The organism is Pseudomonas sp. UM16, from assembly GCF_050312595.1.
In the GTDB taxonomy this organism is placed as follows: Bacteria; Pseudomonadota; Gammaproteobacteria; order Pseudomonadales; family Pseudomonadaceae; genus Aquipseudomonas.
On the sequence record NZ_JBNPJT010000014.1, the window covers coordinates 126,994 to 152,814 of the forward strand.

General features: G+C 60.0%; 20 protein-coding genes. 14 read left to right on the forward strand and 6 right to left on the reverse strand.

All coding sequences use genetic code 11. From position 1 onward, the window contains the following. Positions 1-205 precede the first annotated feature (205 nt). The 8 genes from rnr to ACQRAX_RS17970 all read left to right on the forward strand — a co-directional run bounded on the left by rnr (position 206) and on the right by ACQRAX_RS17970 (position 9,784). Positions 206-2,803 carry a ribonuclease R gene (rnr, locus tag ACQRAX_RS17935; RefSeq protein ID WP_412040599.1) on the forward strand — a complete coding sequence of 866 codons (2,598 nt, stop codon included), beginning with the start codon at positions 206-208 and terminating at the stop codon, positions 2,801-2,803. Continuing rightward, positions 2,800-3,552: a 23S rRNA (guanosine(2251)-2'-O)-methyltransferase RlmB gene (gene rlmB, locus ACQRAX_RS17940; protein WP_412040600.1), complete on the forward strand. Its 753-nt coding sequence runs from the start codon at positions 2,800-2,802 to the stop codon at positions 3,550-3,552. Before rnr ends, rlmB begins: the two co-directional genes overlap by 4 nt. 233 nt (positions 3,553-3,785) lie before the next feature. Further along, complete coding sequence (rpsF, locus tag ACQRAX_RS17945; protein ID WP_010221605.1) at positions 3,786-4,211, forward strand: 30S ribosomal protein S6; 426 nt, start codon at positions 3,786-3,788, stop codon at positions 4,209-4,211. A 28-nt stretch (positions 4,212-4,239) separates the two neighbouring features. Further along, positions 4,240-4,470, forward strand: a complete 231-nt coding sequence (gene rpsR / locus ACQRAX_RS17950) for a 30S ribosomal protein S18 (protein WP_009403887.1) — start codon at positions 4,240-4,242, stop codon at positions 4,468-4,470. Positions 4,471-4,506: 36 nt separating this feature from the next. Then, a complete protein-coding gene (locus ACQRAX_RS17955) occupies positions 4,507-5,406 on the forward strand; it encodes a hypothetical protein (RefSeq protein WP_412040601.1) in 900 nt (299 codons plus the stop codon). A gap of 18 nt (positions 5,407-5,424) precedes the next feature. Beyond that, positions 5,425-5,871: a 50S ribosomal protein L9 gene (gene rplI / locus ACQRAX_RS17960; RefSeq protein WP_028945689.1), complete on the forward strand. Its 447-nt coding sequence runs from the start codon at positions 5,425-5,427 to the stop codon at positions 5,869-5,871. Between the two features lie 110 nt (positions 5,872-5,981). Next, on the forward strand, positions 5,982-7,379 hold the full coding sequence (dnaB, locus tag ACQRAX_RS17965; protein WP_412040602.1) for a replicative DNA helicase: 1,398 nt from the start codon (positions 5,982-5,984) through the stop codon (positions 7,377-7,379). Positions 7,380-7,480: 101 nt separating this feature from the next. Then, complete coding sequence (locus ACQRAX_RS17970) at positions 7,481-9,784, forward strand: YgiQ family radical SAM protein (protein ID WP_412040603.1); 2,304 nt, start codon at positions 7,481-7,483, stop codon at positions 9,782-9,784. A gap of 94 nt (positions 9,785-9,878) precedes the next feature. Here ACQRAX_RS17970 and ACQRAX_RS17975 read toward each other — a convergent pair whose 3' ends face one another. From ACQRAX_RS17975 to ACQRAX_RS17985, 3 genes are read right to left on the reverse strand one after another with little or no spacing between them, the layout of a single operon-like run. After that, positions 9,879-10,886, reverse strand: coding sequence for an alpha/beta fold hydrolase (locus tag ACQRAX_RS17975; RefSeq protein ID WP_354363684.1), 1,008 nt, complete (start codon positions 10,884-10,886; stop codon positions 9,879-9,881). Between the two features lie 52 nt (positions 10,887-10,938). Then, positions 10,939-11,343 (reverse strand): hypothetical protein, encoded by a 405-nt coding sequence (locus ACQRAX_RS17980; RefSeq protein ID WP_412040604.1) that lies wholly within the window; start codon positions 11,341-11,343, stop codon positions 10,939-10,941. A 14-nt stretch (positions 11,344-11,357) separates the two neighbouring features. Then, positions 11,358-12,674: an alpha/beta hydrolase gene (locus tag ACQRAX_RS17985; RefSeq protein ID WP_412040605.1), complete on the reverse strand. Its 1,317-nt coding sequence runs from the start codon at positions 12,672-12,674 to the stop codon at positions 11,358-11,360. 269 nt (positions 12,675-12,943) lie between these two features. Here ACQRAX_RS17985 and ACQRAX_RS17990 point away from each other — a divergent pair, with 269 nt between their 5' ends. The 3 genes from ACQRAX_RS17990 to ACQRAX_RS18000 are packed head-to-tail and all read left to right on the forward strand — an operon-like array spanning position 12,944 to position 19,657. Continuing rightward, the gene (locus ACQRAX_RS17990; protein ID WP_412040606.1) at positions 12,944-16,228 is read left to right on the forward strand and encodes a DUF2126 domain-containing protein; all 3,285 of its coding nucleotides are present in this window, start codon (positions 12,944-12,946) and stop codon (positions 16,226-16,228) included. Positions 16,229-16,268: 40 nt separating this feature from the next. Continuing rightward, the gene (locus tag ACQRAX_RS17995; RefSeq protein WP_412040607.1) at positions 16,269-18,755 is read left to right on the forward strand and encodes a circularly permuted type 2 ATP-grasp protein; all 2,487 of its coding nucleotides are present in this window, start codon (positions 16,269-16,271) and stop codon (positions 18,753-18,755) included. Further along, positions 18,755-19,657 (forward strand): transglutaminase family protein, encoded by a 903-nt coding sequence (locus ACQRAX_RS18000; protein WP_412040608.1) that lies wholly within the window; start codon positions 18,755-18,757, stop codon positions 19,655-19,657. The genes ACQRAX_RS17995 and ACQRAX_RS18000 overlap by 1 nt, the downstream gene beginning before the upstream one ends. Here the strand turns inward: ACQRAX_RS18000 and ACQRAX_RS18005 are convergent. Beyond that, entirely contained in the window at positions 19,654-20,241 is a 588-nt protein-coding gene (locus tag ACQRAX_RS18005) for a TIGR00730 family Rossman fold protein (RefSeq protein ID WP_412040609.1), read from the reverse strand. The two genes, ACQRAX_RS18000 and ACQRAX_RS18005, sit on opposite strands and share 4 nt — an antisense overlap. Before the next feature lie 364 nt (positions 20,242-20,605). Between ACQRAX_RS18005 and azu the strand changes: the two genes are divergently transcribed. After that, entirely contained in the window at positions 20,606-21,052 is a 447-nt protein-coding gene (azu, locus tag ACQRAX_RS18010) for an azurin (RefSeq protein WP_412040610.1), read from the forward strand. A 51-nt stretch (positions 21,053-21,103) separates the two neighbouring features. On the opposite strand, the gene nadE is transcribed toward azu, so the two are convergent. Then, positions 21,104-21,931, reverse strand: coding sequence for an ammonia-dependent NAD(+) synthetase (gene nadE, locus ACQRAX_RS18015; protein ID WP_412040611.1), 828 nt, complete (start codon positions 21,929-21,931; stop codon positions 21,104-21,106). Between the two features lie 3 nt (positions 21,932-21,934). Further along, positions 21,935-23,137 carry a nicotinate phosphoribosyltransferase gene (gene pncB, locus ACQRAX_RS18020; RefSeq protein ID WP_412040612.1) on the reverse strand — a complete coding sequence of 401 codons (1,203 nt, stop codon included), beginning with the start codon at positions 23,135-23,137 and terminating at the stop codon, positions 21,935-21,937. Between the two features lie 472 nt (positions 23,138-23,609). On the opposite strand from pncB, the gene ACQRAX_RS18025 reads away from it, so the two are divergent. Together ACQRAX_RS18025 and ACQRAX_RS18030 are read left to right on the forward strand one after the other, a co-directional pair. After that, on the forward strand, positions 23,610-24,746 hold the full coding sequence (locus ACQRAX_RS18025) for a branched-chain amino acid ABC transporter substrate-binding protein (protein WP_412040613.1): 1,137 nt from the start codon (positions 23,610-23,612) through the stop codon (positions 24,744-24,746). Between the two features lie 160 nt (positions 24,747-24,906). Beyond that, the gene (locus ACQRAX_RS18030; RefSeq protein WP_045182200.1) at positions 24,907-25,821 is read left to right on the forward strand and encodes an ABC transporter permease subunit; all 915 of its coding nucleotides are present in this window, start codon (positions 24,907-24,909) and stop codon (positions 25,819-25,821) included.

Here is a 25,821-nt window from a genome sequence, read left to right on the forward strand (position 1 = left end):
GTCGTTGTGGTGCGCACTATACGGATGCCTCCAAAGGCTGTAAAGCCCCGTTCAGAAAAAATCTTAAAAATTTCAAGTCGTTGTTCCTTATGATGGTTTTGGCAGCATCCAGGGGGCTCTGAGAGGGCTGTCCAAGCCTGAAATTTCCGGTTTCAATACGCCTATGCCAAACTAACCCTTATATAGACAAGGTGAACCCCTCCTAATGGCCGATTGGCAGACCCTCGATCCCGAGGCCGCTCGTGAAGCGGAAAAATACGAAAACCCTATTCCTAGCCGTGAGCTGATCCTGCAGCGCTTGGACGAGCGCGGCTCGCCGGCTGCCCGTGAGCAGTTGGTCGAAGAGTTCGGCCTGACCACCGAAGACCAGATCGAAGCCCTGCGCCGCCGTCTGCGGGCAATGGAGCGTGACGGTCAGCTGATCTATACCCGGCGCGGCACTTATGCCCCGGTAGACAAGCTCGACCTGATCCTCGGCCGCATCGCCGGCCACCGCGACGGTTTCGGCTTCCTGATCCCGGATGACGGCAGCGACGACCTGTTCCTGAGCCCAGCGCAGATGCGTCTGGTGTTCGATGGCGACCGTGCCCTGGCCCGCGTCTCCGGCCTTGACCGGCGTGGCCGCCGCGAAGGCGTAGTGGTCGAAGTGATTTCGCGTGCCCACGAAAGCATCGTCGGCCGCTATTTCGAAGAAGGCGGTATCGGCTTCGTCACCCCCGACAATCCCAAGGTACAGCAGGAAGTGCTGATCACCCCGGGTCGTAACGGTGGCGCGAAGATCGGTCAGTTCGTCGAAGTGAAGATTACTCACTGGCCGACCCCGCGCTTCCAGCCCCAGGGCGATGTCACCGAAGTGATCGGTAACTACATGGCCCCGGGCATGGAAATCGACGTTGCCTTGCGCAGCTACGACATTCCGCACGTCTGGCCGGAAGCGGTGGTCAAGGAAGCGCGCAAGCTCAAGTCGGAAGTCGAAGAGAAAGACAAAGAGCACCGTATCGACTTGCGTCATCTGCCGTTCGTGACCATCGACGGCGAAGATGCACGCGACTTCGACGATGCGGTCTATTGCGAGAGCCTGGGCAAGCTGCGCCTGTTCTCCGGGGGCTGGCGCCTGTACGTGGCAATCGCCGACGTTTCCAGCTATGTGCGTCTGGGCTCTGCCCTGGATGCCGAAGCCCAGGTGCGTGGCAACTCGGTGTACTTCCCCGAGCGCGTCGTGCCGATGCTGCCGGAAGAACTCTCCAACGGCCTGTGCTCGCTGAACCCGCACGTCGACCGCTTGGCGATGGTCTGTGAAATGACCATCAACAAGTCCGGGCAGATGGTTGATTACCAGTTCTACGAAGCGGTGATCCATTCGCACGCGCGTCTGACCTACAACAAAGTCAGCAGCATGCTCGAGCACGCCCGTACCCGCGAAGGCAAAGCCCTGCGCGAGCAGTACAGCGAAGTGGTGCCGGACCTCAAGCAGCTTTATGCACTGTACAAAGTGCTGCTGGCCGCCCGTCACACCCGTGGCGCGATCGATTTCGAAACCCAGGAAACCCGGATCATCTTCGGCTCCGAGCGCAAGATCGCGGAAATCCGCCCGACTGTGCGCAACGATGCTCACAAGCTGATTGAGGAGTGCATGCTGGCGGCCAACGTTGCCACTGCCGAGTTCCTCAAGAAGCACGAAATTCCTGCGCTGTACCGTGTGCATGATGGCCCGCCACCGGAGCGCCTGGAAAAACTGCGCGCCTTCCTTGGCGAGCTGGGCTTGTCACTGCACAAAGGTAAAGATGGCCCGTCGCCGAAGGACTATCAGGCGCTGTTGTCGCAGATCGCCGACCGGCCGGACTTCCACCTGATCCAGACGGTGATGCTGCGTTCTCTGAGCCAGGCGGTGTACAGCGCCGAGAACAACGGCCACTTCGGTCTGAATTACGAGGCGTACACTCACTTCACCTCGCCGATTCGCCGTTATCCGGACCTGTTGACCCACCGGGCCATCCGTAGCGTGATCCGTTCGCGCCAGGAAACCCCGCACGTCAAGCGCGCAGGGGCGATGAGCATTCCCAAGGCGCGGATCTATCCGTACGACGAGGCGACCCTGGAGCAGCTCGGCGAGCAGTGCTCGATGAGCGAACGACGCGCTGACGAGGCCACCCGCGATGTGGTCAACTGGCTCAAGTGCGAGTACATGAAAGACCGAGTCGGCGAGAGTTTCCCGGGTGTGATCACCGCGGTGACCGGCTTTGGCCTGTTCGTCGAGCTGACCGATATCTACGTCGAGGGCATGGTGCATGTCAGCGCCTTGCCGGGCGATTACTATCATTTCGATCCTGTGCACCACCGCCTGGCCGGTGAGCGTACCGGTCGCAGCTTCCGCCTCGGCGACACGGTGGAAGTACGGGTCATGCGCGTTGATCTCGAACAGCGCAAGATCGACTTCGAGATGGCCGAGAACACCCTGAAGGCGCCGATCGGTCGCAAGCAGCGTTCCGAGGGCGTACGTCCGCAGGATGGCAAGCCGGTCCCGGTGCTCGACAAGGCCGAAACGACCAAGGCCGCTGAGCCCGCGCGCCGCAGCAAGAAGAACGAAACCGCTGAAGCTTATTTCCCTTCGCACGCTGCGGCGAAAAACGCCGAAGTACGTAAAAGTCGGGAAATGAAGAAGGCGCTGATGTCCGATGCCAAGAGCGCCGGTGGCAAGCCGTCTTCCAAGGCTGCTGGCAAGTCGTCGGAGAAACCGAGCAAGCATCGCAAAGGGCCGCCAAAAGCAGGCTCTGGATCACGTAAACCCAAGGCCAAGTCATGAGTCAGTTGGAAAAAATCTACGGCGTTCATGCCGTAGAAGCCCTGTTGCGTCACCACCCGAAGCGGGTCAAGCAGATCTGGTTGTCCGAAGGGCGCAGTGAGCCGCGGTTGCAGGTCTTGCTTGAACTGGCTGCGCAGAGTCGTGTTGCTGTGGGCCAGGCTGAGCGTCGCGAGATGGACGCCTGGGTTGAGGGTGTCCACCAGGGCGTTGTGGCTGAGGTCAGCCCAAGCCAGGTGTGGGGCGAGGCTATGCTCGAAGAGCTGCTTGATCGCACTGAAGGCGCGCCGTTGATCCTGGTGCTCGACGGTGTCACTGACCCGCACAACCTCGGCGCCTGCCTACGCACTGCCGATGCGGCAGGTGCGCTGGCGGTGGTCGTGCCCAAGGACAAGTCGGCAACCCTGACGCCTGCGGTACGTAAAGTGGCTTGCGGCGCTGCCGAAGTGATCCCGTTGGTGGCTGTGACCAACCTTGCACGCACACTGGAGAAGCTTCAGCAGCGTGGCTTGTGGGTTGTCGGCACCGCCGGTGAGGCTGAGCAGGAGCTGTATCAGCAAGACCTGACCGGGCCAACCATTCTGATCATGGGGGCCGAAGGCAAAGGTATGCGCCGCTTGACTCGCGAGCACTGTGATTTTCTGGTCAAGCTGCCGATGGCCGGTAGCGTCAGCAGTCTGAACGTGTCTGTGGCTACTGGCGTGTGCCTGTTCGAGGCCGTTCGTCAGCGCCAGACTAAAGCCAAAGCCTGACCCCTGCGCCTGTGGGAGCGGATGAATTCGCTCCCACAGGTGTTCCTGGTCCCCTCCGTGGGCTGCTCAAATATTCACCAATTCCCTTGCTTGTCCCCGAGCGCTTCTCTACAATTGCGCCCCTTGCCATGTTGGCAGGCGCTCACGCGCCCCCAGTCAAGGCAAGACATACAGTGTCATTCACTCCTTGTCTGACCACTCTGGTGGCAGACTACAACCCGTAAGGAGCATTCATGCGTCATTACGAAATCATCTTTCTGGTCCACCCTGACCAGAGCGAGCAAGTCGGCGGCATGGTTGAGCGTTACACCAAGCTGATCGAAGAAGACGGCGGCAAGATCCACCGTCTGGAAGATTGGGGCCGTCGTCAACTGGCCTACGCAATCAACAATGTTCACAAGGCTCACTACGTGATGCTGAACGTTGAGTGCACTGGCAAGGCCCTGGCCGAGCTGGAAGACAACTTCCGCTACAACGATGCCGTGATCCGTAACCTGGTCATCCGTCGCGACGAAGCCGTTACCGGCCAATCCGAGATGCTCAAGGCTGAAGAAAACCGCAGTGAGCGCCGTGAGCGTCGCGACCGTCCTGAGCATGCTGACAGCGCCGATGGCGACGACAGCAATGACAGCGACAACAGCGATAACGCTGACGAGTAATCCACGGACCTTTTGAGGAGCCTATTACATGGCACGTTTCTTCCGTCGTCGTAAATTCTGCCGCTTCACTGCTGAAGACGTGAAAGAGATCGATTACAAAGATCTCAACACCCTGAAAGCTTACGTATCCGAAACCGGCAAAATCGTTCCAAGCCGTATCACCGGTACCAAAGCCCGTTATCAGCGTCAGCTGGCTACCGCTATCAAGCGCGCCCGCTTCCTGGCCCTGCTGCCCTACACCGACAGCCACGGCCGCTGAGACCGGGTCGTCGACAAGTAGCAAAGGATAAAGTGCATGCGCGCCTTAGCTGATTTCATCATGCGCGGTCGCGTGCAAGCCACCCTGGTGGTGGTGGGTTGTGCGGCATTGCCGCTGTTGTTCTGGTTGAGTGCCGCCGCCGGGAGCCTGGTGTTCCTGCGGCGTGGTTTCAAGGACGCCTCCGGAGTCCTCGCCTGGGCATTATTGCCGGCGTTGGCCTGGTGGTTCTTCGGCGAGCCGCGCACCTTGATGGTGTTGCTGGGAACGCTGGGGCTGGCTGCGCTACTGCGTGCCGGACAGTCCTGGAGCCGGGTGCTGTTGTTCAGCATCGCCATGGGCCTGGTGTATGGCGTCATCCTGGGTTCGGTGTTCCGCGAACCGATTGAAGCTCTGGCTGGAGCGCTTGAAAAAGCCCTGCCGCAGATGCTCGACGGTCTCTACCAGCAGTTATCGGTAGAGGAACGGGCCCGCCTGGGAAGCCTGATTGCACCGGTGCTCAACGGCCTCATAGCGGCATTGTTGCAAGCCGTCAGTGTACTGGCCCTGATGTTGGGACGGTACTGGCAGGCGTTACTGTATAACCCGGGTGGTTTTGGTCGCGAGTTTCAAGCGGTCAGGCTCCCCTTGGTGCCAACGCTGGTGTTGGTGGTGCTCATGCTGGTGGGGCCGAACTTCGGTCCTGAACTGGCGATGTTGACGCCACTGTGCAGCATACCGCTGATGTTTGCAGGGCTCGCCCTGATGCATGGGCTGGTGGCACAAGGACGACTGGGCAAGTTCTGGTTGGTCGGGATGTACGTGACGCTGCTGCTGTTCATGCAGCTGACTTATCCGTTGCTCGTGGTTTTGGCCATTGTCGACAGCCTGATTGATTTTCGCGGTCGCAAGGTACCCCCGAAAGGTGCCGATAACGATTCTGCGAACGGTGAAGGTTAAAAGTAAGAGGATTTTCACATGCAACTGATCCTTCTGGAAAAAATCGCTAACCTGGGCAACCTGGGCGATAAGGTAAATGTTAAGGCTGGTTACGGCCGTAACTACCTGCTGCCATTCGGCAAGGCCACCGCTGCTACCGCTGCCAACCTGGCTGCGTTCGAAGAGCGTCGTGCTGAGCTGGAAAAACTGGCTGCAGAGAAAAAAGCTTCGGCTGAAACCCGCGCTGCCCAACTGGCCGAGCTGGAAGTGACCATCACTGCCACCGCCGGTGACGAAGGCAAGCTGTTCGGTTCGATCGGCACCCACGACATCGCTGACGCCCTGACCGCCTCCGGCGTTGAAGTGGCCAAAGCTGAAGTTCGTCTGCCGAACGGCACCATCCGTAACGTCGGCGAATACGACGTTGCCGTGCACCTGCACAGCGACGTTGAAGCCACCGTTCGCGTGGTTGTTGTCGCAGCCTAAGCTGTACCAATCGGCTGGCACCTTGAGTGTCAGCCGGTTAACATCGGGCACGATCCTGCTTTGCAGGTCGTGCCCTTTGTCTTTTTCATCACCCTGATTCCTGCGTGGCCATGAACGAGATAACCGCCCCCGAGCAATATGATCTGCAAACCTCCGCGCTGAAGGTGCCGCCGCATTCCATCGAGGCCGAACAGGCCGTGCTCGGTGGCCTGATGCTGGACAACAACGCCTGGGAGCGAGTGCTTGATCAAGTCTCCGACGGCGACTTCTACCGACATGACCACCGCCTGATCTTCCGTGCAATCCACAAGCTCGCTGACCAGAACGCCCCGTTCGACGTGGTGACCCTGCACGAGCAGCTGGACAAGGAAGGTCTCAGTTCCCAAATCGGTGGTCTTGGCTACCTCGGTGAGCTGGCCAAGAACACCCCGTCGGTGGCCAACATCAAGGCCTATGCGGGGATCATCCGCGAACGGGCGACCCTGCGGCAGTTGATCAGCATCAGCAACGAGATTGCTGACAGCGCCTTTAATCCCCAGGGACGTAACGCTGCCGAAATCCTCGATGAAGCCGAGCGACAGATCTTCCAGATCGCCGAAGCGCGACCGAAAACCGGCGGCCCGGTGGGCGTCAACGACCTGCTGACCAAGGCCATCGACCGTATCGACACGCTGTTCAATACCGACAGTGCGATCACCGGCCTGTCCACTGGTTACACCGACCTCGACGAGAAGACCAGTGGCTTGCAGCCCGCCGACTTGATCATCGTTGCCGGGCGTCCGTCCATGGGTAAGACCACCTTCGCCATGAACCTGGTGGAGAACGCCGTGTTGCGCAGCGACAAGGCCGTATTGGTGTACTCCCTGGAGATGCCAGGTGAATCGCTGATCATGCGTATGCTTTCGTCCCTGGGCCGCATCGACCAGACCAAGGTACGTTCCGGTCAGCTCGAAGACGACGATTGGCCGCGCCTGACCTCGGCGGTCAACCTGCTCAACGATCGTAAGCTGTTCATCGACGATACCGCTGGCATCAGCCCGTCGGAAATGCGTGCACGGACCCGTCGCCTCGTGCGTGAGCACGGCGAAGTCGGTCTGATCATGATCGACTACCTGCAGTTGATGCAGATCCCGGGTTCCAGTGGTGACAACCGTACCAACGAAATCTCCGAGATCTCCCGATCGCTCAAGGCCCTGGCCAAAGAGTTCAACTGCCCGGTAGTGGCGTTGTCACAGCTCAACCGCTCCCTCGAACAGCGGCCGAACAAGCGTCCGGTGAACTCCGACTTGCGTGAGTCGGGTGCGATCGAGCAGGACGCCGACGTGATCATGTTCGTGTACCGGGATGAGGTCTATCACCCGGAAACCGAGCACAAAGGCATCGCCGAAATCATCATCGGCAAGCAGCGGAACGGCCCGATCGGCTTTATCCGCCTGGCCTTCATCGGTAAGTACACACGCTTCGAAAACCTCGCGCCGGGTAGTTACAACTTCGACGACGACGAATAAAGCCAAATCCGCCTATTCCGACCTTTAACGTCGGAATTGGTCAAATTTTGTGCTATATTCCGCGCCCGCGATTTTTCATCGATTAGCCACCGGTCACTGACATGCAAGCAGCCAAACCACTTTTCGACTATCCCAAGTACTGGGCCGAATGTTTCGGACCAGCACCGTTCCTGCCGATGAGCAGGGAGGAGATGGATCAGCTCGGCTGGGATTCCTGCGACATCATCATCGTGACCGGCGACGCCTATGTCGACCATCCGTCGTTCGGCATGGCGATCATCGGCCGTCTGCTGGAAGCCCAAGGCTTTCGCGTCGGTATCATTGCCCAGCCGAACTGGCAGTCCAAAGACGACTTCATGAAGCTCGGCGAGCCGAACCTGTTCTTCGGTGTCGCTGCCGGCAACATGGACTCGATGATCAACCGTTACACCGCCGACAAGAAAATTCGTTCCGACGATGCCTATACCCCAGGTGGTCTGGCCGGCAAGCGTCCGGATCGGGCCAGCCTGGTCTACAGCCAGCGTTGCAAAGAAGCCTACAAGCATGTGCCGATCGTTCTCGGTGGCATTGAGGCTTCGCTGCGCCGTATCGCCCATTACGACTACTGGCAGGACAAGGTTCGTCACTCGATCCTGATCGACGCCTGCGCCGATATCCTCCTGTACGGCAACGCCGAGCGGGCTATCGTCGAAGTGGCCCAGCGCCTGGCGTTTGGTGAGAAGATCGAAAACATCACCGATATTCGCGGTACTGCCTTCATTCGTCGGGACACCCCGCAAGGCTGGTACGAAGTCGACTCCACGCGTATCGACCGTCCGGGCAAGGTCGACAAGATCATCAACCCGTACGTCAACACCCAAGACACCCAGGCCTGCGCAATCGAGCAGGAGAAGGGCCCGGTTGAAGACCCGAACGAAGCCAAGGTTGTGCAGATCTTGGCCAGCCCGCGCATGACCCGCGACAAGACGGTGATTCGCCTGCCATCGTTCGAGAAGGTCCGTAACGACCCGGTGCTCTACGCCCACGCCAACCGTGTGCTGCACCTGGAGACCAACCCGGGCAACGCCCGTGCTCTGGTGCAGCGGCACGCCGAGGTGGACGTGTGGTTCAACCCACCGCCCATTCCGATGACCACTGAAGAAATGGACTACGTGTTCGGCATGCCCTATGCGCGTATTCCGCACCCGACGTACGGCAAGGAAAAAATCCCGGCCTACGACATGATCCGTTTCTCGGTGAACATCATGCGTGGCTGCTTTGGTGGCTGCACCTTCTGCTCGATTACCGAGCACGAGGGGCGGATCATCCAGAACCGTTCGCACGAGTCGATCATTCGTGAAATCGAAGAAATTCGCGACAAGGTGCCAGGTTTTACCGGGGTTATCTCCGACCTCGGCGGCCCGACCGCGAACATGTATCGTATTGCCTGCAAGAGCCCCGAGATCGAATCGGCGTGCCGCAAGCCATCGTGCGTGTTCCCGGGGATCTGCCCGAACCTGAACACTGACCACTCGGCGCTGATCAAGCTGTACCGCAGTGCTCGTGAGCTGCCGGGGGTGAAGAAGATCCTCATTGCCTCGGGCCTGCGCTATGACCTGGCGGTGGAGTCGCCGGAGTACGTCAAGGAGCTGGTCACCCACCACGTCGGCGGCTACCTGAAGATTGCTCCGGAGCACACTGAGGAAGGCCCGCTGAATCAGATGATGAAGCCGGGTATCGGTAGCTATGACCGCTTCAAGCGCATGTTCGAGAAGTACTCGAAAGAGGCGGGCAAAGAGCAGTACCTGATCCCGTACTTCATCGCGGCGCACCCGGGTACCACCGATGAAGACATGATGAACCTGGCCCTGTGGCTCAAGGGCAACGGTTTCCGTGCTGATCAGGTGCAGGCGTTCTACCCGTCGCCAATGGCCTCGGCCACAGCCATGTACCACTCGGGCAAGAACCCGCTGCGCAAGGTCACTTATAAGAGCGACCCGGTCACCATCGTCAAGAGCGAGCAGCAACGCCGCCTGCACAAGGCTTTCCTGCGCTATCACGATCCGAAGGGCTGGCCGATGTTGCGTGAAGCGCTGGAGCGCATGGGTCGCGCGGACCTGATCGGTCCGGGCAAGCACCAGCTGATCCCGCTGCACCAGCCTGCAACTGACAGCTACCAGAGCGCGCGTCGCAAGAACTCGACGCCAGCGGGTAGCCACAAGGTGGCCAAAGAGCAGAAGATCCTTACCCAGCATACGGGCTTGCCACCACGCGGTAGTGACGGCACCAATCCGTGGGACAAGCGTGAGCAGGCCAAGGCTGCGGCGTTTGCCCGCAATCAGCAGGCAGCGAAAGAACGCAAGGAAGCTGCCAAGGGGGGCAAGGGCAAGAAGAAGCCTGCCCGCCAGCCGGTGATTCCACGCTGATTGAGCGGTTTTCTCCATCGGAGCGTTTCAGGTAATCAGCCCATAAATACCCCTCTGTGAGGGGTATTTTTTTGCACGTTACATTTTGGTTGGGCTAGAGGGACCTTTCCCCTAGCCATTGATCAAGCTTGGGCCACATCCGCTTGACCGCCGCCGGTCCCGCCACCAGGCTGATATGGCCACCGGGCAGCACCAGCTCTGCCTTGTCGTGCGAACCCACTCCCGCCACCAAAGGCTGTGCGCAGTCTGGCGGCACGAGCGAATCGTACTGTGCGATGACATGCAGCAACGAGACCTTGATGTTCTTCAAGTCGACCTCTTGGCCAGCGATGCGCAACCCCCCTTCAAACAGCGCGTTCTTTTTTCCCAGGTCCTGATTGATCTGTCGAAAGTATTCGCCTGGAAGCGGCAGGGTTTCGTCACTGAAGCGAGCCATCATGCGGTGACCTTTAACGTAGTCGTCGTTCCACATGTTGTCCCAAAGCCGGACCTGGCTGGCAATACGGCCTGCTGGTCGATGCAGTTCAATTGCCTTGACGATGGTCTGGGGCGGGACAATGCCTGTCGCATTGATCAAGCGCTCAGCCTGGAAATGACGTTGGCTGGCCAACGGCATTTTCGTCCAGTCGATGGGCGTGGTGAAGCACACCAGGTTTTTCAGGGGACCGTCCGGATGTAGGGCGGCGTACAGGGTTGCGAGCACGCCCCCCATGCAGTAGCCAACCAGCGTGACGTCATCCACGCCTGAATCCTGCTGTACGCGGCGAATACAGTCGGGAATGAAGTCGAGCACATAATGCTCGAACTTCAGGTGTGACTCCTCCCGAGTTGGCGCATTCCAGTCAATGACATACACGTCGTAACCGCGCGCGAGCAGAAACTCGATCAGGCTCTGCCCCTTCGCCAGATCGAAAATGGCAGCCTTGTTGGTCGTCGCCATCACGAACAACAGCGGCACGCGGTAAATCTCATCTGATGTTGCGTGATAGTGGTACAGGCTTACCGTACCGCGTCGGTGCAGAAGCGTCCTGGGGGTCAAACCAACGGCTGGCGGGGGTGTGCTCAGGTACTCAAGACCCTTGCGGCTACGCTGGATCATCATGCTGACCTCCGAGCGCAGTCTATTGGCCAACGACGCGTCGGCTACCGGGTTTTCATGCGGCCGAGGCATCGAGATTTCCTTCCTTGCTTTTACGTTTGGATGCCGGTTTGAGCGGCGCAGGGGAAACTTCAGCCAGCGGACGTCGAGTACGGGGCGGGCGTGTTGCAATCGGCGTACTGCTGGGGGGCGGCAGTAACTGATCAAGTTTGTCCTCTACTCGCTGTAACGACGCAGCGAGCGCCGCGATTTCGGAACGGCTGGGCAGGTCCAGACTTCTGTGCAAACGCTCCAGCGACGTTTGCGACAGGTGCTGGAGGCCGAGCGAGACCTTGGAATACTGGTCGATCACAAGACCCAGCTGTTTCGAGTCGTTGTTGCGGGCAGCCAGGGCATTGATGCCGTCCTCGAACCGAGTGATGGCCTCGCGATACAGTTTTAACGGATCAGGTAATGCCATGACGTGGTCCTCACTCAACGGTTAACAGAGCAGTTTTTTTCTATCGGATAGGTTTGGCGTGCGGCCAATTGATCAAGACCGGAAATCGCTTTGCGGCGGTTCAGAGCGGTGGGCACGAACAAAGGTTTGATCAACAGCCCACAGGTGTCGGCCGCCTTGGGCGACAACAGGCGTAGCAAGGCGCTGCCCCAGCGTTCGGTAACAACCCACGCGGTCAGGGTCGAGCTGGCCAGTTCACCAGCGCTGGCGCGTAGTCGCGAGTGTTTGCGGGGCATTCTGTCGGCGATCTCGATCGTGCGGTCGGCCGGCGACTGCTGGGCGAACGCATTGCTCAGTGCATCGGCGATGCGCTGCAGCGCGTCACGGCTGGCGCTATTGACCGAGTCGAAATTGATGAAGCCGTGGAACTGACCTCGGTAGTGCAGCAGTTCCACCGGCACCTGGGCTGCACGCAGACGCGCGGCATAGTCCAGGCCGTCGTCGCGGATCGGATCGAAACCGGCACTGACGATAACCGCTGGCGCCAGGCCGTGCAGGTCGGGGTTACGGCGTGGCGAATACCAAGGGTCAAGCAGGTCCAGTGTGCTGAGCGAGGGGGCGAGGGTCTGCTCAATCCACTGAACGGCTTGATCAGTCAGCAGGGCACTGCTGTGCGCGTTCTCCGCGTAGGAGGGGAACTTGTCCACCAGCTCAGTGGCCGGGTACACCAGCACTTGCAGGCTCAGTGCCGACCCGCGGCGGCGCACGTTTTCCTGGGCGATGGCAGCGCAGAGATTGCCGCCTGCCGAATCACCGCCAATGGCCAGACGAGTGGTATCGATACCCAGCTGAGCTCCCTGTTTAGCCACCCATTCGAACGCAGCGAGGGCATCGGCACGGCCTGCTGACAGATCGTGCTCCGGCGCCAGGCGATAGCGCACGGCAATGACGATGCAGTTGGCGGCCAGCGCAATGCTGCGGCAGATGCCATCAGCGGTGTCCAGATCGCCGATGATGAACCCGCCGCCGAAAAACCACATAAACGCAGGCCGCAGCGGCTCAGTATGGCCAGGTTTGAACACGCGCAGGGTGATGGCCCCACCGGGACCGTCGATCAGTTGCTCCGTTACTGAGCCCACTGCTGGGTTGCGTCCGAGCGCAAGCGCGGTCAAGCGCCACCCCTGACGCAGTCTGGGCAGAGAATAGGTTTCTGCAGGGCGCAAGCGGGTGGAGAAGTTGACCAGGCGCAAAAATGCCCGCGCTTCTCGGTCGGGTTGCTGGGCGCGCAATACGCGAGGCATACCGATAGCCTGTCGCTCAGGGCTTGCCTTTGGTTTTTTGTTGTTGTTCATTGCCACTCCGTTCGCCGGTAATCCGTATGTCGCGCCATAGCGATAGCCTACTGACCACCGTGGTTTTGCGTCGCTACCCTCAATGGGGGGCCAACGACCCACTCGTCGCTGCTGGCAAAGCCTCAAATCTGTGCAAGGCTTGCACGGCAGCTTCGTTGCGGTGCGTTTCTGGCGCACCTGAGCAGGTTGCGCGGAGCAATCGTGGAACTGGTCACCTGGCACAGGTCTTGCGCGGCTCTGCTACCGTCCAGGCTCGCAGGAGGCCCGCCGTGTCGATCCATGTCGCCTTGCACCATGTCACCGAGTACCGTTACGACCGCGCTGTCGAGTTGGGGCCACAGATCGTCCGTCTGCGTCCGGCGCCCCACAGTCGTACACGGATTCTCTCCTATGCGTTGAACGTGCAGCCGGACGGGCATTTCATCAACTGGCAGCAAGACCCCCAGGGCAATTACCTGGCTCGCCTGGTGTTCCCGGAGAAAACCGACCAGCTACGGATAGAAGTCGACCTGGTTGTCGAAATGGCGGTGTTCAACCCCTTCGACTTCTTTCTTGAGCCCTACGCTGAGCAGATTCCCTTCAACTATGCCAAGGACGAACGCCACGAGCTGATGCCCTACCTGGAGCAATTGCCGCTGACCCCCGCGTTCGCCGATTACCTGCAGAGCATTGATCGCAGCCCTCAGCCCAGCGTCGATTTTCTGGTTGCCCTCAATCAGCGCCTGAGTCTGGACATTAGCTACCTGATCCGGCTCGAACCCGGTGTACAAACACCGCAGCAGACCCTGGAGCTTGGCTCGGGCTCCTGCCGCGACTCGGCCTGGCTGTTGGTGCAACTGCTGCGTCATCTTGGCCTGGCGGCGCGCTTTGTTTCCGGGTATTTGATTCAACTGAGTGCCGATATCAAAGCCCTTGATGGGCCCTCTGGTGCCGATGAAGACTTCACCGACCTGCACGCCTGGTGCGAGGTCTACCTGCCCGGCGCGGGCTGGATCGGCCTGGATGCGACGTCCGGGCTATTTGCCGGTGAAGGCCATATCCCATTGGCCTGTAGCCCTGACCCAACCTCTGCGGCGCCTATCAGCGGGCTGGTCGAACCCTGTGACTGTACTTTCACCCATGACATGCGTGTCGAGCGGTTGTGGGAGTCACCGCGGGTAACGCTGCCTTATAGCGATGAGCAGTGGCAGGCGATCGTCACCCTTGGGCGTCAGGTCGACACGGATCTAAAAGCGGCGGATGTGCGCCTGACCATGGGCGGTGAGCCGACCTTCGTTGCCCTTGATGACCCCGACGGCGCTGAATGGAACACCACGGCGCTGGGGCCGAACAAGCGTCGCCTGGCCAGTGAGTTGTTCCAGCGTCTGTATCAGCACTATGCACCCAAGGGGCTGGTGCACTTTGGGCAGGGCAAGTGGTACCCGGGTGAGCAACTGCCGCGTTGGTCGTTGAACTGCTTTTGGCGCCGTGACGGCGAGCCAGTGTGGCGCAATCCAGCACTGATTGCCCGAGAGCAGGAAGACTATGGTGCCGACAGTCAGTTGGCCGGGCGCTTTCTCGCCAGCGTTGCCGAACGGCTGAAGTTGCCCGGCCGTTACGTATTCCCAGCCTACGAAGATGCGCTGTACTACCTATGGCGCGAAGGTGGGTTGCCGTCCAATGTCAGCGTCGAGGATGCGCGGCTGGATGATGAGATGGAGCGCGTACGGCTGCGCAAGGTGTTTGGCCAGGGCCTCGATCAGGTCATCGGTCAGGTCCTGCCGCTGGCGCGCAGTGCCGATGAGCAACGCTGGCAGAGCGGGCGTTGGTACCTGCGCGATGAACATTGCCGGCTGGTGCCCGGTGATTCAGCGTTGGGTTATCGCCTGCCGCTGGCGGCGCAGCCTTGGGTCAGTGCGGCAGAGTATCCCTATGTACATCCGACTGATCCTAATCAGCTACTCGGTGACTTGCCCGGCCGTGACGTATTGGCCGCGGCCAGTGTGGCTCATGAAGTGGATGAACAGGAGCTGCCGGCGCCGAAGGCCGATGCCTCAGCCGACTGGCTGACCCGTACGGCGTTATGTGCCGAACCCAGGGACGGGCGCCTGTACGTGTTCATGCCGCCACTCTCGCGACTGGAAGACTACCTTGAGCTGGTGGCAGTGATTGAGGCAAGCGCGTCTGAACTCAATTGCCCGGTGATCCTCGAAGGCTACGAACCGCCCGCTGACCCGCGGCTGGTTAACTTCAAGGTGACCCCGGACCCAGGCGTGATCGAGGTCAACGTGCAGCCGTCAGCCAGTTGGGATGAGCTGGTCGAACGCACCGAATTTCTTTACGAACAGGCCCGGCAGACGCGATTGATCAGTGAAAAATTCATGATCGACGGTCGCCACACCGGCACGGGGGGCGGCAATCACCTGGTGCTTGGCGGTGCAACACCGCAGGACTCACCGTTTCTGCGTCGGCCAGACCTGTTGCGCAGCCTGATCAGTTATTGGCACAACCATCCGTCGTTGTCCTATCTGTTTTCTGGCCTGTTCATCGGTCCGACGTCTCAGGCGCCACGGGTGGATGAGGCGCGCAACGACGCGCTGTACGAACTGGAAATTGCCTTCGCGCAGATGCCCGAGCCTGGTGAGTCCTGCGCACCGTGGCAGGTGGACCGACTGCTGCGCAACTTGCTGATTGATGTGACCGGCAACACCCATCGCGCCGAATTCTGCATCGACAAGCTGTATTCGCCGGATGGCCCGGCCGGGCGCTTGGGCCTGCTGGAGTTGCGGGCTTTCGAGATGCCGCCGCATGCGCGCATGAGCCTGCTCCAGCAGCTGTTGCTGCGGGCATTGGTGGCGCGTTTCTGGCGTGAGCCCTATGCACCGACCCGCTTGGTCCGTTGGGGTACTGAGTTGCACGATCGCTTCATGCTGGCGCATTTCATTGAGCAGGATTTTGCCGATGTGCTGGTCGAGCTCAATGCCGCCGGTTACCCCTTGCGTGCCGAATGGTTCGCCGCGCATTTTGAGTTCCGTTTTCCCAAGGTGGGCGACTACGCGGTCAATGGCATCGAACTTGAGTTCCGCCAGGCCCTGGAGCCCTGGCATGTGCTGGGTGAGGAGGGCGGTGCAGGTGGCAACGTGCGCTATGTCGATTCGTCGCTGGAACGCCTGCAGGTCAAGGTCACTGGCATGAGCGCCGAGCGCTATCGGCTGACGTGTAACGGTGTCGCCGTGCCGTTGCAGGCTACCGGGCGAGTCGGTGAATTCGTTGCGGGCGTGCGTTATCGCGCCTGGCAACCGGCCAACTGCCTGCAGCCGACCATCCCGGTGCATGCGCCGCTGGTCTTCGATGTGCTCGACACCTGGATGGGGCGCTCGTTGGGCGGGTGTCAGTACCACGTAGCCCATCCTGGCGGGCGCAATTACGACAGCCAACCGGTTAATGCCAACGAAGCCCAGAGCCGGCGCCAGGCACGTTTTTTCCGCCTTGGGCACAGTCCCGGCAAGTTGCCGGTGCCGATGCTCCAGATCGATCCACAAATGCCCTTTACTCTGGATCTGCGCCGTCACTGAGCGCTACTCTGACATTGACCTGTGGCCTTCGAGCACTGCCATGCCTGACTTGTTTGATGCCTACCCGCTGCAAGCGGGTGCTTACCACGAAATGCTCGCAGCCCAAGGCAAGGTTCGTGGCCATTGGCAGCCGGTGTGCGACTATCTGCAACGCAGCGGTCCGGCGCAGTTGGCACAGCGCCAGGCTTCGTTGACCCGGCAGTTGCAGGAAAACGGCGTCACCTACAACATTTATGCCGACCCCAAGGGCGCTGATCGCCCCTGGGAACTCGATCTTTTGCCGCATGTGTTGCCTGCTGGCGAATGGCAGCAGCTGGCTGCAGGCGTCGCCCAGCGCGCTCGGTTGCTCAATGCCGTACTGGCAGACATCTACGGGCCACAACGCCTGATCAGCGACGGCATGCTGCCGGCTGAACTGGTTTACGGGCATAACAATTTCCTTTGGCCGTGCCAAGGTATATGCCCGCCCGACGGGACGTTTCTGCATGTGTATGCGGTTGATCTGGCGCGGGCGCCGGACGGACGTTGGTGGGTGACCGCCGACCGCACCCAGGCACCGTCCGGGGCCGGCTATGCGCTGGAGAACCGCACCATCGTTTCACGGGCCTTGCCGGAGTTGTACCGGGATCTGCAGGTGCAGCATCTGGCGGGTTTTTTCCGGACTTTGCAGCAAACCCTGATCCGCCTGGCACCCAACGATACAGAGCCACCCTTGGTGGTCCTGCTGACACCGGGGCGGTTCAACGAAAGCTATTTCGAACATTTGTATCTGGCGCGTCAGCTGGGGTATCCGTTGGTAGAGGGCAGTGACCTGACCGTGCGCGATGCCACGGTGTACCTCAAGACGCTCAGCGGCCTGCGCCGTGTTCACGCGATCATGCGCCGCCTGGATGATGACTTCTGCGACCCGCTGGAGCTGCGCACCGATTCCGCTCTGGGTGTGCCGGGACTGCTCGATGCAGTGCGCCAGGGTCGGGTGTTGGTGGCTAATGCCTTGGGCAGCGGCGTGCTGGAGTCGCCCGGATTGCTCGGCTTTTTACCTGCGATCAATCAGCGTCTGTTTGGCGAAGCGCTCAGCCTGCCATCGATTGCCACCTGGTGGTGCGGGGAACCTGCAGTGATGGCGCGGGCGCTGGAGCAATTACCGCAGTTACTGGTCAAGTCGGCGTTTCCTTCCCAGAGCTTCAGGCCGGTGTTCGGCCGTGACCTGGACAGTGCTCAGCGCCAAGCCTTGGCCGAGCGGATTCAGGCGCGTCCCTATGCCTATGTTGCCCAGGAGCTGGCGCAGCTGTCCCAGGCGCCGGTCTGGCAGCAGGACACGGGCCAGTTGCAGTCTCGGGCTATCGGCATGCGCGTGTATGCAGTGGCGTCGGCGCAAGGGTACCGCGTGTTGCCTGGTGGCTTGACGCGGGTCGCGGCCCTTGCCGACGCTGAGGTGGTGTCAATGCAGCGCGGCGGTGCCAGCAAAGACACGTGGGTGCTGGGTGAAGCGGCAGCGGTCGGTGAGCCGTGGCGCAGTCAGCGTGATTTGCGGGTGGCAGACCTGGTTCGCCAGGACCCATTCCTGCCTTCGCGCGTGGTGGAGAACCTGTTCTGGTACGGGCGCTATTGCGAACGCTGCGACGCCAGCGCTCGCTTGCTGCGGATCATTCTCACCCGGTATCTGGACGGCGATGACCCCTTGGCACTGCAGGCCGCGGTGAGTCTGGCCGATGAACTGGCGTTACTGCCAGAGGAGGGCACATTGCCCGAGCGCTTGCGTACAGCTCTGGCCGACAGCGACTGGGCTTTCAGCCTCAATGCCAATTTGCAGCGTTTGCAGTGGGCGGCTTCGCAAGTACGCGGCAAGCTTTCGCGCGAAAACTGGCAGGCGCTGGTGGAGTTACAGCGCGAATCGCGCAGCCTTGATGATGACGCTGCAGACTTTGGTGAACAGGTGGATTTTCTCAACCGCCTGGTGATGTCCATGGCGGCGCTGTCCGGGTTTGCCTTGGATGACATGACCCGCGACGAGGGCTGGCGCTTCTTGATGATCGGCCGGCGCATCGAGCGTCTGCAGTCTCTGTGCAGCAGCTTGGCGGCCTTTCTGCGGGGGCCTGCGGTGTTCGATCAGGCCGGGCTGGAGTGGCTGCTGGAGTTGGGTAACAGCAGTATTACCTATCGCTCACGCTACCTGGCGGTGGCCCAGTTGATTCCGGTGCTCGACCTCTTGCTGCTCGATGAGCAGAACCCTCATGCGGTGCTGTTCCAGCTCAAATTGCTGGTGCGCGCCTATCGACGTTTGTGCGCCGAGTTCGCTGGCAGCGTGGATCCTGGTCTGGCGTTGCTGGCCGAACAACTCAAGCATTTTGATTTGCGCAGCCTCGAGGATTCGCTGTTCGGCAGTGCCAGCATTCACGCGGTGCTGCTTGGCCTGGCCGATCTGTTACACGACATCGCCGTGGCCAGCGGTGAGATTTCCGAGCGCCTGGCCTTGCGTCATTTCGCCCATGTCGACGATGTCAGCCAGCAAACGGTGTCGGTCTGATGAGCGCTCATTACCAGGTCATTCACGACACCCATTACCGTTATGACAGCCCGGTCTCGCTGGCCCAACAACTGGCGCATCTATGGCCGCGGCCCTGTGCTTGGCAACGTTGCACGGCGCAGGTCTTACAGGTCAGCCCGATGCCGACCCAGCGACGTGATGAATGGGATGTCTTCGGTAACCCGCTTACGCGGCTGGCCTTTGAACGTCAGCATGATCAGTTGCGGGTGGTGGCGCGCTTGCAGATTGAAGTCTTGCCGCGTGCCGAGCCGCAGTTGAGTGCCTCTCCCGCCTGGGAGCAGGTGCGTGATGCGCTGAGCTATGCCGCTCAACCGCGATCGGATGAACATCTGCAGGCCTGTCGCTACCGATTCGAGTCGCCCTATGTGCGTCTCAAGCAGCGCTTCGTAGCGTTCAGTGCGTCGTGCTTTGCCCCTGGGCAACCGTTACTGACTGGCGCCCAGGCATTAATGGAAAAGATCTATACCGAGTTCACCTTCGATGCCGAGGCGACCCAGGTTGCTACGCCGTTGGTGCAGGTGCTGGAGCGCCGTCGCGGTGTCTGTCAGGACTTCGCCCACCTCATGCTCGCTTGCCTGCGCTCGCGAGGCCTGGCAGCGCGCTACGTCAGTGGCTATCTGTTGACTCGGCCGCCGCCAGGGCAACCCCGGTTGGTCGGTGCTGATGCGTCCCATGCCTGGGTTTCGGTGTTCTGTCCAACGCAGGGATGGGTTGATTTCGACCCGACCAACAACCTGCGGCCTGGGTTGGAGCACATCACTCTGGCCTGGGGCCGGGATTTTTCCGATGTGTCGCCCTTGCGCGGGGTGATCCTCGGCGGGGGCAACCATGACCCGCAGGTGCAGGTCACGGTCATGCCGGTGGAGGAGGGGCAGTTTTAATCCGGTTTCTTGTCGACCCATTTAGGTACGACGGGGGCTTGGAAGCTGTCCATGGCATCCAACAGCTCGCTGGGTGAATCGGCCAATTGCAACATGGCGCGGTGCTGTGGGCGGACGAAGCCTTCTTCCACCACGTGATCGAGGAAACTGCCCAGCTTGCTGTAGAAACCATTGACGTCGAGCAGGCCCAATGGCTTGGCGTGGTAGCCCAGTTGGCCCCAGGTCCAGACTTCGAACAGTTCTTCCAGGGTGCCCAGGCCACCGGGCAAGGCTACGAACGCGTCACTCAGTTCAGCCATGCGTGCTTTGCGCGCATGCATGCCATCGACGACTTCCAGGCGCGTCAGACCGGTATGGCCGACCTCGGCGTTTTTCAGCGCTTCGGGGATAATCCCGATCACTTCGCCGCCGGCCGCCATGGCGGCGTCAGCAACGATGCCCATCAGGCCAACCGCGCCGCCGCCATACACCAAGGTCAGGCCGCGTTGGGCAATCGTTTGGCCGAGGGCGATTGCGGCTTCACGATAGGCCGGGTTGACGCCGGTGCTGGCGCCACAGAACACACAAACGGAACGTACAGGCATTGCTTTTCTCCGGTTACAAGCGCGCACAGAGTAAGGCGCTGGCCGGTCGCTTCCAAGTCTGTCGTTTGGCTAATGCAGCTACTCTGTTCGAGCAAATTCGCAGGACGCCCCTGCAGCGCCGCAGGCATAGGCGGCCAATAGGCTGTTCATGAAGTTTGCGAAAGTCATGTTCATTGACTCCTTAGTGAGAGGTTGTCTCATCCTCCCGCAAAGGTGCATGATGGGCACTTAGATTTCATGTATACAATCCATAGACCGAATTTACCGCCTATGGCGCTTGGCCAGCACTTGATCCATATCATGGGTTCGCCTCACGCTTTCAGGCAGTCTGCAAACTGATAAAACCCTGCCAAGGAGATTCACGATGTTTGCCAAAGTTGTAGCCGTATCCTTGCTGACCCTCGCCAGCACTCAGGTATTTGCCGCTGAGTGTAAGGTCACGGTCGACTCCACCGATCAGATGTCTTTCAACACCAAGGCCATCGAAATCGACAAGAGCTGCAAGACTTTTACTGTTGAACTGACGCACTCCGGCTCGTTGCCGAAGAACGTGATGGGCCACAACCTGGTAATCAGTAAAGAGGCTGACATGCAGCCGATTGCCACCGACGGCCTGAGCGCTGGTATCGACAAGCAGTACCTGAAAGAAGGCGATACTCGTGTTATCGCTCACACCAAAGTGATCGGCGCCAAGGAAAGCGATTCGGTGACCTTTGATGTATCCAAGCTCGACGCCAACGAAAAATATGGCTTCTTCTGCTCGTTCCCAGGCCACATCTCGATGATGAAAGGCACTGTTACGCTGAAGTAATGGTTTGAACCTGTGAGAGCGGATTCCTCCGCTCCCACAGAATTAGATGCCTTACGGTGCGAACGGCATCTCGCGCTTGTGTTGGGTCTTCTCGTACGTCCCCTTGATAATTGCAAACGCCTCCTCACTGACCGGCTCGCCGTGCAGGAAGGCATCGATCTGCGCGTAGGTCACGCCATGCGACGCTTCGTCCGGTTTGCCTGGCGCGAGGTCTTCGAGGTCGGCGGTCGGTACTTTCTCTACCAGGGACTCTGGGGCGCCAAAGCTGCGCGCGATGTCGCGTACCTGGTTTTTCACCAGCCCGCTCAAGGGTGCCAGGTCGCAGGAACCATCACCGAATTTGGTGAAGAAGCCCATCACCGCTTCGGCAGCATGGTCTGTGCCGATTACCAGGCCCTGACGAGCACCGGCGATGGTGTACTGCGCGACCATGCGCATGCGCGCCTTGGTGTTGCCGGTCACGAAGTCGACCATGGCCGGCTGGCCGTTCTCCAGTGCTTGCACCTCTTTGCTCAACGCCTGGACGGCAGGCGCAATGTTCACCGTGTGCAGTTCATCCGGCTTGATCACCTCCAGACAAGCCTGGGCGTCATGCTCGTCATGCTGCACGTGGTAAGGCAAGCGAACGGCGATGAAGCGATAGTCCGGGTTACCGGTCTCGCTGCGCAGCTCGTTGATCGCCCGTTGCGCCAGCAGTGCTGCGGTCAGCGAATCGACACCACCACTGATGCCCAGCACCAGGGTTTTCAGACGCGCGTTGTTCAGGCACTGCTTGATGAACGCCACGCGCCGGGTCACTTCGGCATCTAGCGCGGCGCGGTCGGCGAACGGCGGCTGGACCTTGAGCGCTTGCGCAATCTCTCGCTGGACGGCTTGCATGAATTACTCCTTGGGCACTTTGAAGACGTGGCGCAGGTAGGCAACGAAGTTTTCGTCGCGACATTGAGTCTTGGCGGCCTCGTCGGAAATCTTGGCGACAGGCTGGCCGTTGCAGTCGGTCATTTTAAGCACGATGCTCATCGGCGCCACCCCGGGAATGTCACAGGTGAGGTTGGTGCCAATACCGAAGCTGACGTTGATCCGCCCACGCAGGGCACGGAAAATCTCCAGGGACTTGGTCAGGTTCAGGCCGTCGGAGAACACCAGGGTCTTGGTCATCGGGTCGATTCCCAGCTTGCGGTAGTGGGCGATGGCCTTTTCCGCCCAGAGCACCGGATCCCCCGAGTCATGGCGCAGACCGTCGAACAGTTTGGCGAAGAACAGGTCAAAATCGCCGAGGAAGGCATCCATGGTGATGCAGTCGGTCAGAGCGATACCGAGCAGGCCACGGTATTCACGGACCCAACAGTCGAGGGCGGCAATCTGGCTGTCGATCAGCCGTGGGCCCAATTGTTGGTGGGCCATGATCCACTCATGGGCCATAGTCCCTAAGGGCTTGATATCCAGTTTTCGTGCCAGGTGGACGTTGCTGGTGCCGACGAAGCGTGCCGGAAAGTCTTCCTTAAGCACCCGCACGACTTCTTCCTGAACCTTGTAGGAGAAGCGTCGGCGGGTGCCAAAGTCTGCCACTTGCAACTCAGCCAGTTCCTCGCTGCTGGCATGTGCCCTGAGCCAGTCGAACTTGCGGTAGAGCTGGTCGCGGGCTTCGCTGAGCTTGACCTGGGGGTAGCGATGGCGGTTGCGCACTTCGCTGATGATCGCCAGCAGCGGCACCTCGAAGAGGATGACATGTAGCCACGGGCCACGTAGACGCAGGTAAAACTGATCGTTCTCGATGCCCAGTTGCAAGTAACGCAAGTTGAAGCGGAACAAGCCGAGAAAACGCAGGAAGTCCGGCTTGATGAAGCTGATTTGTTCCAGAAAGTCCAATTGACCATTAGCCAGGCTCAGTTCACAGAGTTTCTCGATCTGCTCGCGTATCTGCGCCAGATAGGGGCGCAGGTCTTCGCCATTGCGGCAGCGGAACTCCCATTCAACCTCGACGTTGGGGTAGTTGTGCAGTACCGCCTGCATCATGCTCAGCTTGTAGAAATCCGTGTCGAGCAGGTTCTGCACGATGCGATCGGCGAAGGCGCTCTCGCTCATAAGGGGCTCCGTAAAGGGCGCGCGCCATCAACTGCCAGCAGCAATGACACACAGACCAGGTCATTGTGCCAGCCTTTTTCCGCAGGTGGGCGGCTGGGCTTCGGGTACATCCGTAGCAGCCATGCGCGAGCGGCGCTTTTGCAATCAGCGACTAGCCTGTAAGGGTGCCCGCTGTAGCAGTCACGCACCAAGGATGTGCAGTTCGGTTACGCATGCTGTTACAGGCTGGTTGCACGTAAACACTTACTGGGGTTGCAATGATGGCACTTGATGGTTGCTCTTTTGCCTTGCGTGCGGTGGCGCTTGCCTTGCGGCAGACGGTTGCACAGCCAGTAAAAAAGGGACGCGATCAGGGCTGCGGTAAGTTCTTCATGAGTTTTTCCAGAATAAAAAACCAATGGCACGGCCCTTGCTCAGAGCAATTGCTGAAAGTTGTAGTGCCAACCAAAAAAACTCCAAGGAGCACCACCTCATGTCGCAGACGTTTTACAAGAAAGGCTTTTTGGCCCTTGCCGTAGCTACGGCGCTGGGTGTTTCTTCGTATGTTCAGGCCGACATCAAGATCGGTGTAGCAGGCCCGATGACCGGTGCCAACGCAGCGTTTGGTGAGCAGTACATGAAAGGTGCCCAAGCGGCGGCAGATGCTGTCAACGCCGCGGGTGGGGTCAATGGCGAGAAAATTGTTCTGGTCAAAGGCGATGACGCCTGTGAACCGAAGCAGGCCGTCGCCGTCGCCAACCGTCTGGTTGACCAGGACAAGGTGGCTGGCGTGGTTGGGCACTTCTGCTCGTCCAACACCATTCCCGCTTCCGAGGTGTATGACGAAGCCGGGATCATCGCGATCACCCCGGGTTCGACCAACCCACAGGTTACCGAGCGCGGCCTCACCGGCATGTTCCGCATGTGCGGGCGTGACGACCAGCAAGGCATCGTAGCTGGCGACTACATCGTTGACGTGCTCAAAGGCAAGAAAGTGGTGGTCCTGCACGATAAGGACACCTACGGCCAGGGCCTGGCGGATGCCACCAAAGCGCAACTGGCCAAGCGTGGCGTAACCCCGGTGCTGTACGAAGGCCTGACCCGCGGCGAGAAGGATTTCAGCGCCGTGGTCACCAAGATCCGCGCCGCCGGTGCCGACGTCGTTTACTTCGGTGGCCTGCATCCGGAAGCCGGTCCACTGGTTCGGCAGATGCGTGAGCAGGGCTTGAAAGACGTCAAGTTCATGTCCGACGACGGCATCGTTACCGACGAACTGGTCACCACTGCCGGTGGCGCGCAGTACGTCGATGGCGTGTACATGACCTTCGGCGCCGACCCACGCCTGCTGCCAGAGAGCAAGGCAGTGGTGGATGCCTTCCGCAAAGCGGGGACCGAGCCTGAAGGCTACACCCTGTACGCCTACGCGTCGGTTCAAGCCTTGGCTGCAGCCTTCAATGGCGCCAAGTCGAACAAGGGCGAAGACGCTGCCAAGTGGCTCAAGGCCAACCCGGTGAAAACCGTGATGGGCGAGAAGAAGTGGGACGCCAAAGGCGACCTGACTGTTTCCGACTACGTGGTCTACCAGTGGGACAAAGACGGCAAATACCACCAGCTGGAAAAACAAAAATAACAACGGTATCCGACCCGGGCGCTTGCCCGGGTCGCTACCCGGTTTTGCGCCGTACCTGTCTTTTCTCGTAGATATGCACAACCCTGCGCTGCGAGGGCCGCTTCATCCGGGGCTCACCGTAGTCGGCGCTTGTGCAATCTCAAATACGTGAGATTGCGTTATGGATGGTATTTTTTTGCAGCAACTGATCAATGGACTGACCCTGGGGTCTGTCTATGGTCTGATCGCCATCGGCTACACAATGGTCTATGGCATTATCGGCATGATCAACTTCGCGCACGGCGAGGTGTATATGATTTCCGCTTACCTGGCGGCGATCAGCCTGGCATTGCTGGCGTACTTCGGTATCGAATCCTTCCCGTTGTTGATGCTCGGGACGCTGATCTTCACGGTCGTGGTGACAGGCGTTTATGGCTGGACCATCGAGCGCATCGCCTATAAACCCCTGCGCAACTCCACCCGCCTGGCGCCCTTGATCAGTGCCATCGGTATTTCGCTGATCCTGCAGAACTACGCGCAGATCAGCCAGGGTGCACGCCAGCAAGGCGTACCGACGCTGCTCGAAGGTGCCTGGCGCCTGGAAGTGGGTAGCGGTTTCGTTCAGCTGACTTACACCAAGATCTTCATCCTGATTGCCGCGTTCGTCGGTATGGCCGCGCTGACCTACATCATCAAGTTCACCAAGTTGGGGCGCATGTGCCGTGCTACCCAGCAGGACCGCAAGATGGCCTCGATCCTGGGGATCAACACTGACCGAGTGATCTCCTACGTATTCGTCATTGGTGCGGTGATGGCCGCGCTGGCGGGTGTGCTGATCACCATGAACTACGGCACCTTCGACTTCTATGCCGGCTTCATCATCGGTATCAAGGCCTTCACCGCAGCGGTACTGGGTGGCATCGGTTCGCTGCCAGGCGCGATGCTCGGCGGGATCATCCTCGGTATCTCCGAGTCGTTGTTCTCCGGGTTGATCAACTCCGACTACAAAGACGTGTTCAGTTTCTCCCTGCTGGTGCTGATTCTGATCTTCCGTCCCCAAGGCCTGCTGGGTCGCCCTCTCGTGGCGAAGGTGTAA

Excerpts from the sequence above, each read along its gene's own strand:
- ACQRAX_RS18005 (WP_412040609.1), bottom strand. The coding sequence starts at position 20,241 with ATGCCTGTACGTTCCGTTTGTGTGTTCTGTGGCGCCAGCACCGGCGTC.
- ACQRAX_RS17980 (WP_412040604.1), bottom strand. The coding sequence starts at position 11,343 with ATGGCATTACCTGATCCGTTAAAACTGTATCGCGAGGCCATCACTCGG.
- nadE (WP_412040611.1), bottom strand. The coding sequence starts at position 21,931 with ATGCAAGCCGTCCAGCGAGAGATTGCGCAAGCGCTCAAGGTCCAGCCG.
- dnaB (WP_412040602.1), top strand. The coding sequence starts at position 5,982 with ATGAACGAGATAACCGCCCCCGAGCAATATGATCTGCAAACCTCCGCG.
- ACQRAX_RS17985 (WP_412040605.1), bottom strand. The coding sequence starts at position 12,674 with ATGAACAACAACAAAAAACCAAAGGCAAGCCCTGAGCGACAGGCTATC.
- pncB (WP_412040612.1), bottom strand. The coding sequence starts at position 23,137 with ATGAGCGAGAGCGCCTTCGCCGATCGCATCGTGCAGAACCTGCTCGAC.
- ACQRAX_RS18000 (WP_412040608.1), top strand. The coding sequence starts at position 18,755 with ATGAGCGCTCATTACCAGGTCATTCACGACACCCATTACCGTTATGAC.
- ACQRAX_RS17970 (WP_412040603.1), top strand. The coding sequence starts at position 7,481 with ATGCAAGCAGCCAAACCACTTTTCGACTATCCCAAGTACTGGGCCGAA.
- rpsR (WP_009403887.1), top strand. The coding sequence starts at position 4,240 with ATGGCACGTTTCTTCCGTCGTCGTAAATTCTGCCGCTTCACTGCTGAA.
- ACQRAX_RS17975 (WP_354363684.1), bottom strand. The coding sequence starts at position 10,886 with ATGATGATCCAGCGTAGCCGCAAGGGTCTTGAGTACCTGAGCACACCC.
- ACQRAX_RS18025 (WP_412040613.1), top strand. The coding sequence starts at position 23,610 with ATGTCGCAGACGTTTTACAAGAAAGGCTTTTTGGCCCTTGCCGTAGCT.
- azu (WP_412040610.1), top strand. The coding sequence starts at position 20,606 with ATGTTTGCCAAAGTTGTAGCCGTATCCTTGCTGACCCTCGCCAGCACT.
- ACQRAX_RS17955 (WP_412040601.1), top strand. The coding sequence starts at position 4,507 with ATGCGCGCCTTAGCTGATTTCATCATGCGCGGTCGCGTGCAAGCCACC.
- rnr (WP_412040599.1), top strand. The coding sequence starts at position 206 with ATGGCCGATTGGCAGACCCTCGATCCCGAGGCCGCTCGTGAAGCGGAA.
- ACQRAX_RS18030 (WP_045182200.1), top strand. The coding sequence starts at position 24,907 with ATGGATGGTATTTTTTTGCAGCAACTGATCAATGGACTGACCCTGGGG.
- ACQRAX_RS17995 (WP_412040607.1), top strand. The coding sequence starts at position 16,269 with ATGCCTGACTTGTTTGATGCCTACCCGCTGCAAGCGGGTGCTTACCAC.
- rlmB (WP_412040600.1), top strand. The coding sequence starts at position 2,800 with ATGAGTCAGTTGGAAAAAATCTACGGCGTTCATGCCGTAGAAGCCCTG.
- rpsF (WP_010221605.1), top strand. The coding sequence starts at position 3,786 with ATGCGTCATTACGAAATCATCTTTCTGGTCCACCCTGACCAGAGCGAG.
- rplI (WP_028945689.1), top strand. The coding sequence starts at position 5,425 with ATGCAACTGATCCTTCTGGAAAAAATCGCTAACCTGGGCAACCTGGGC.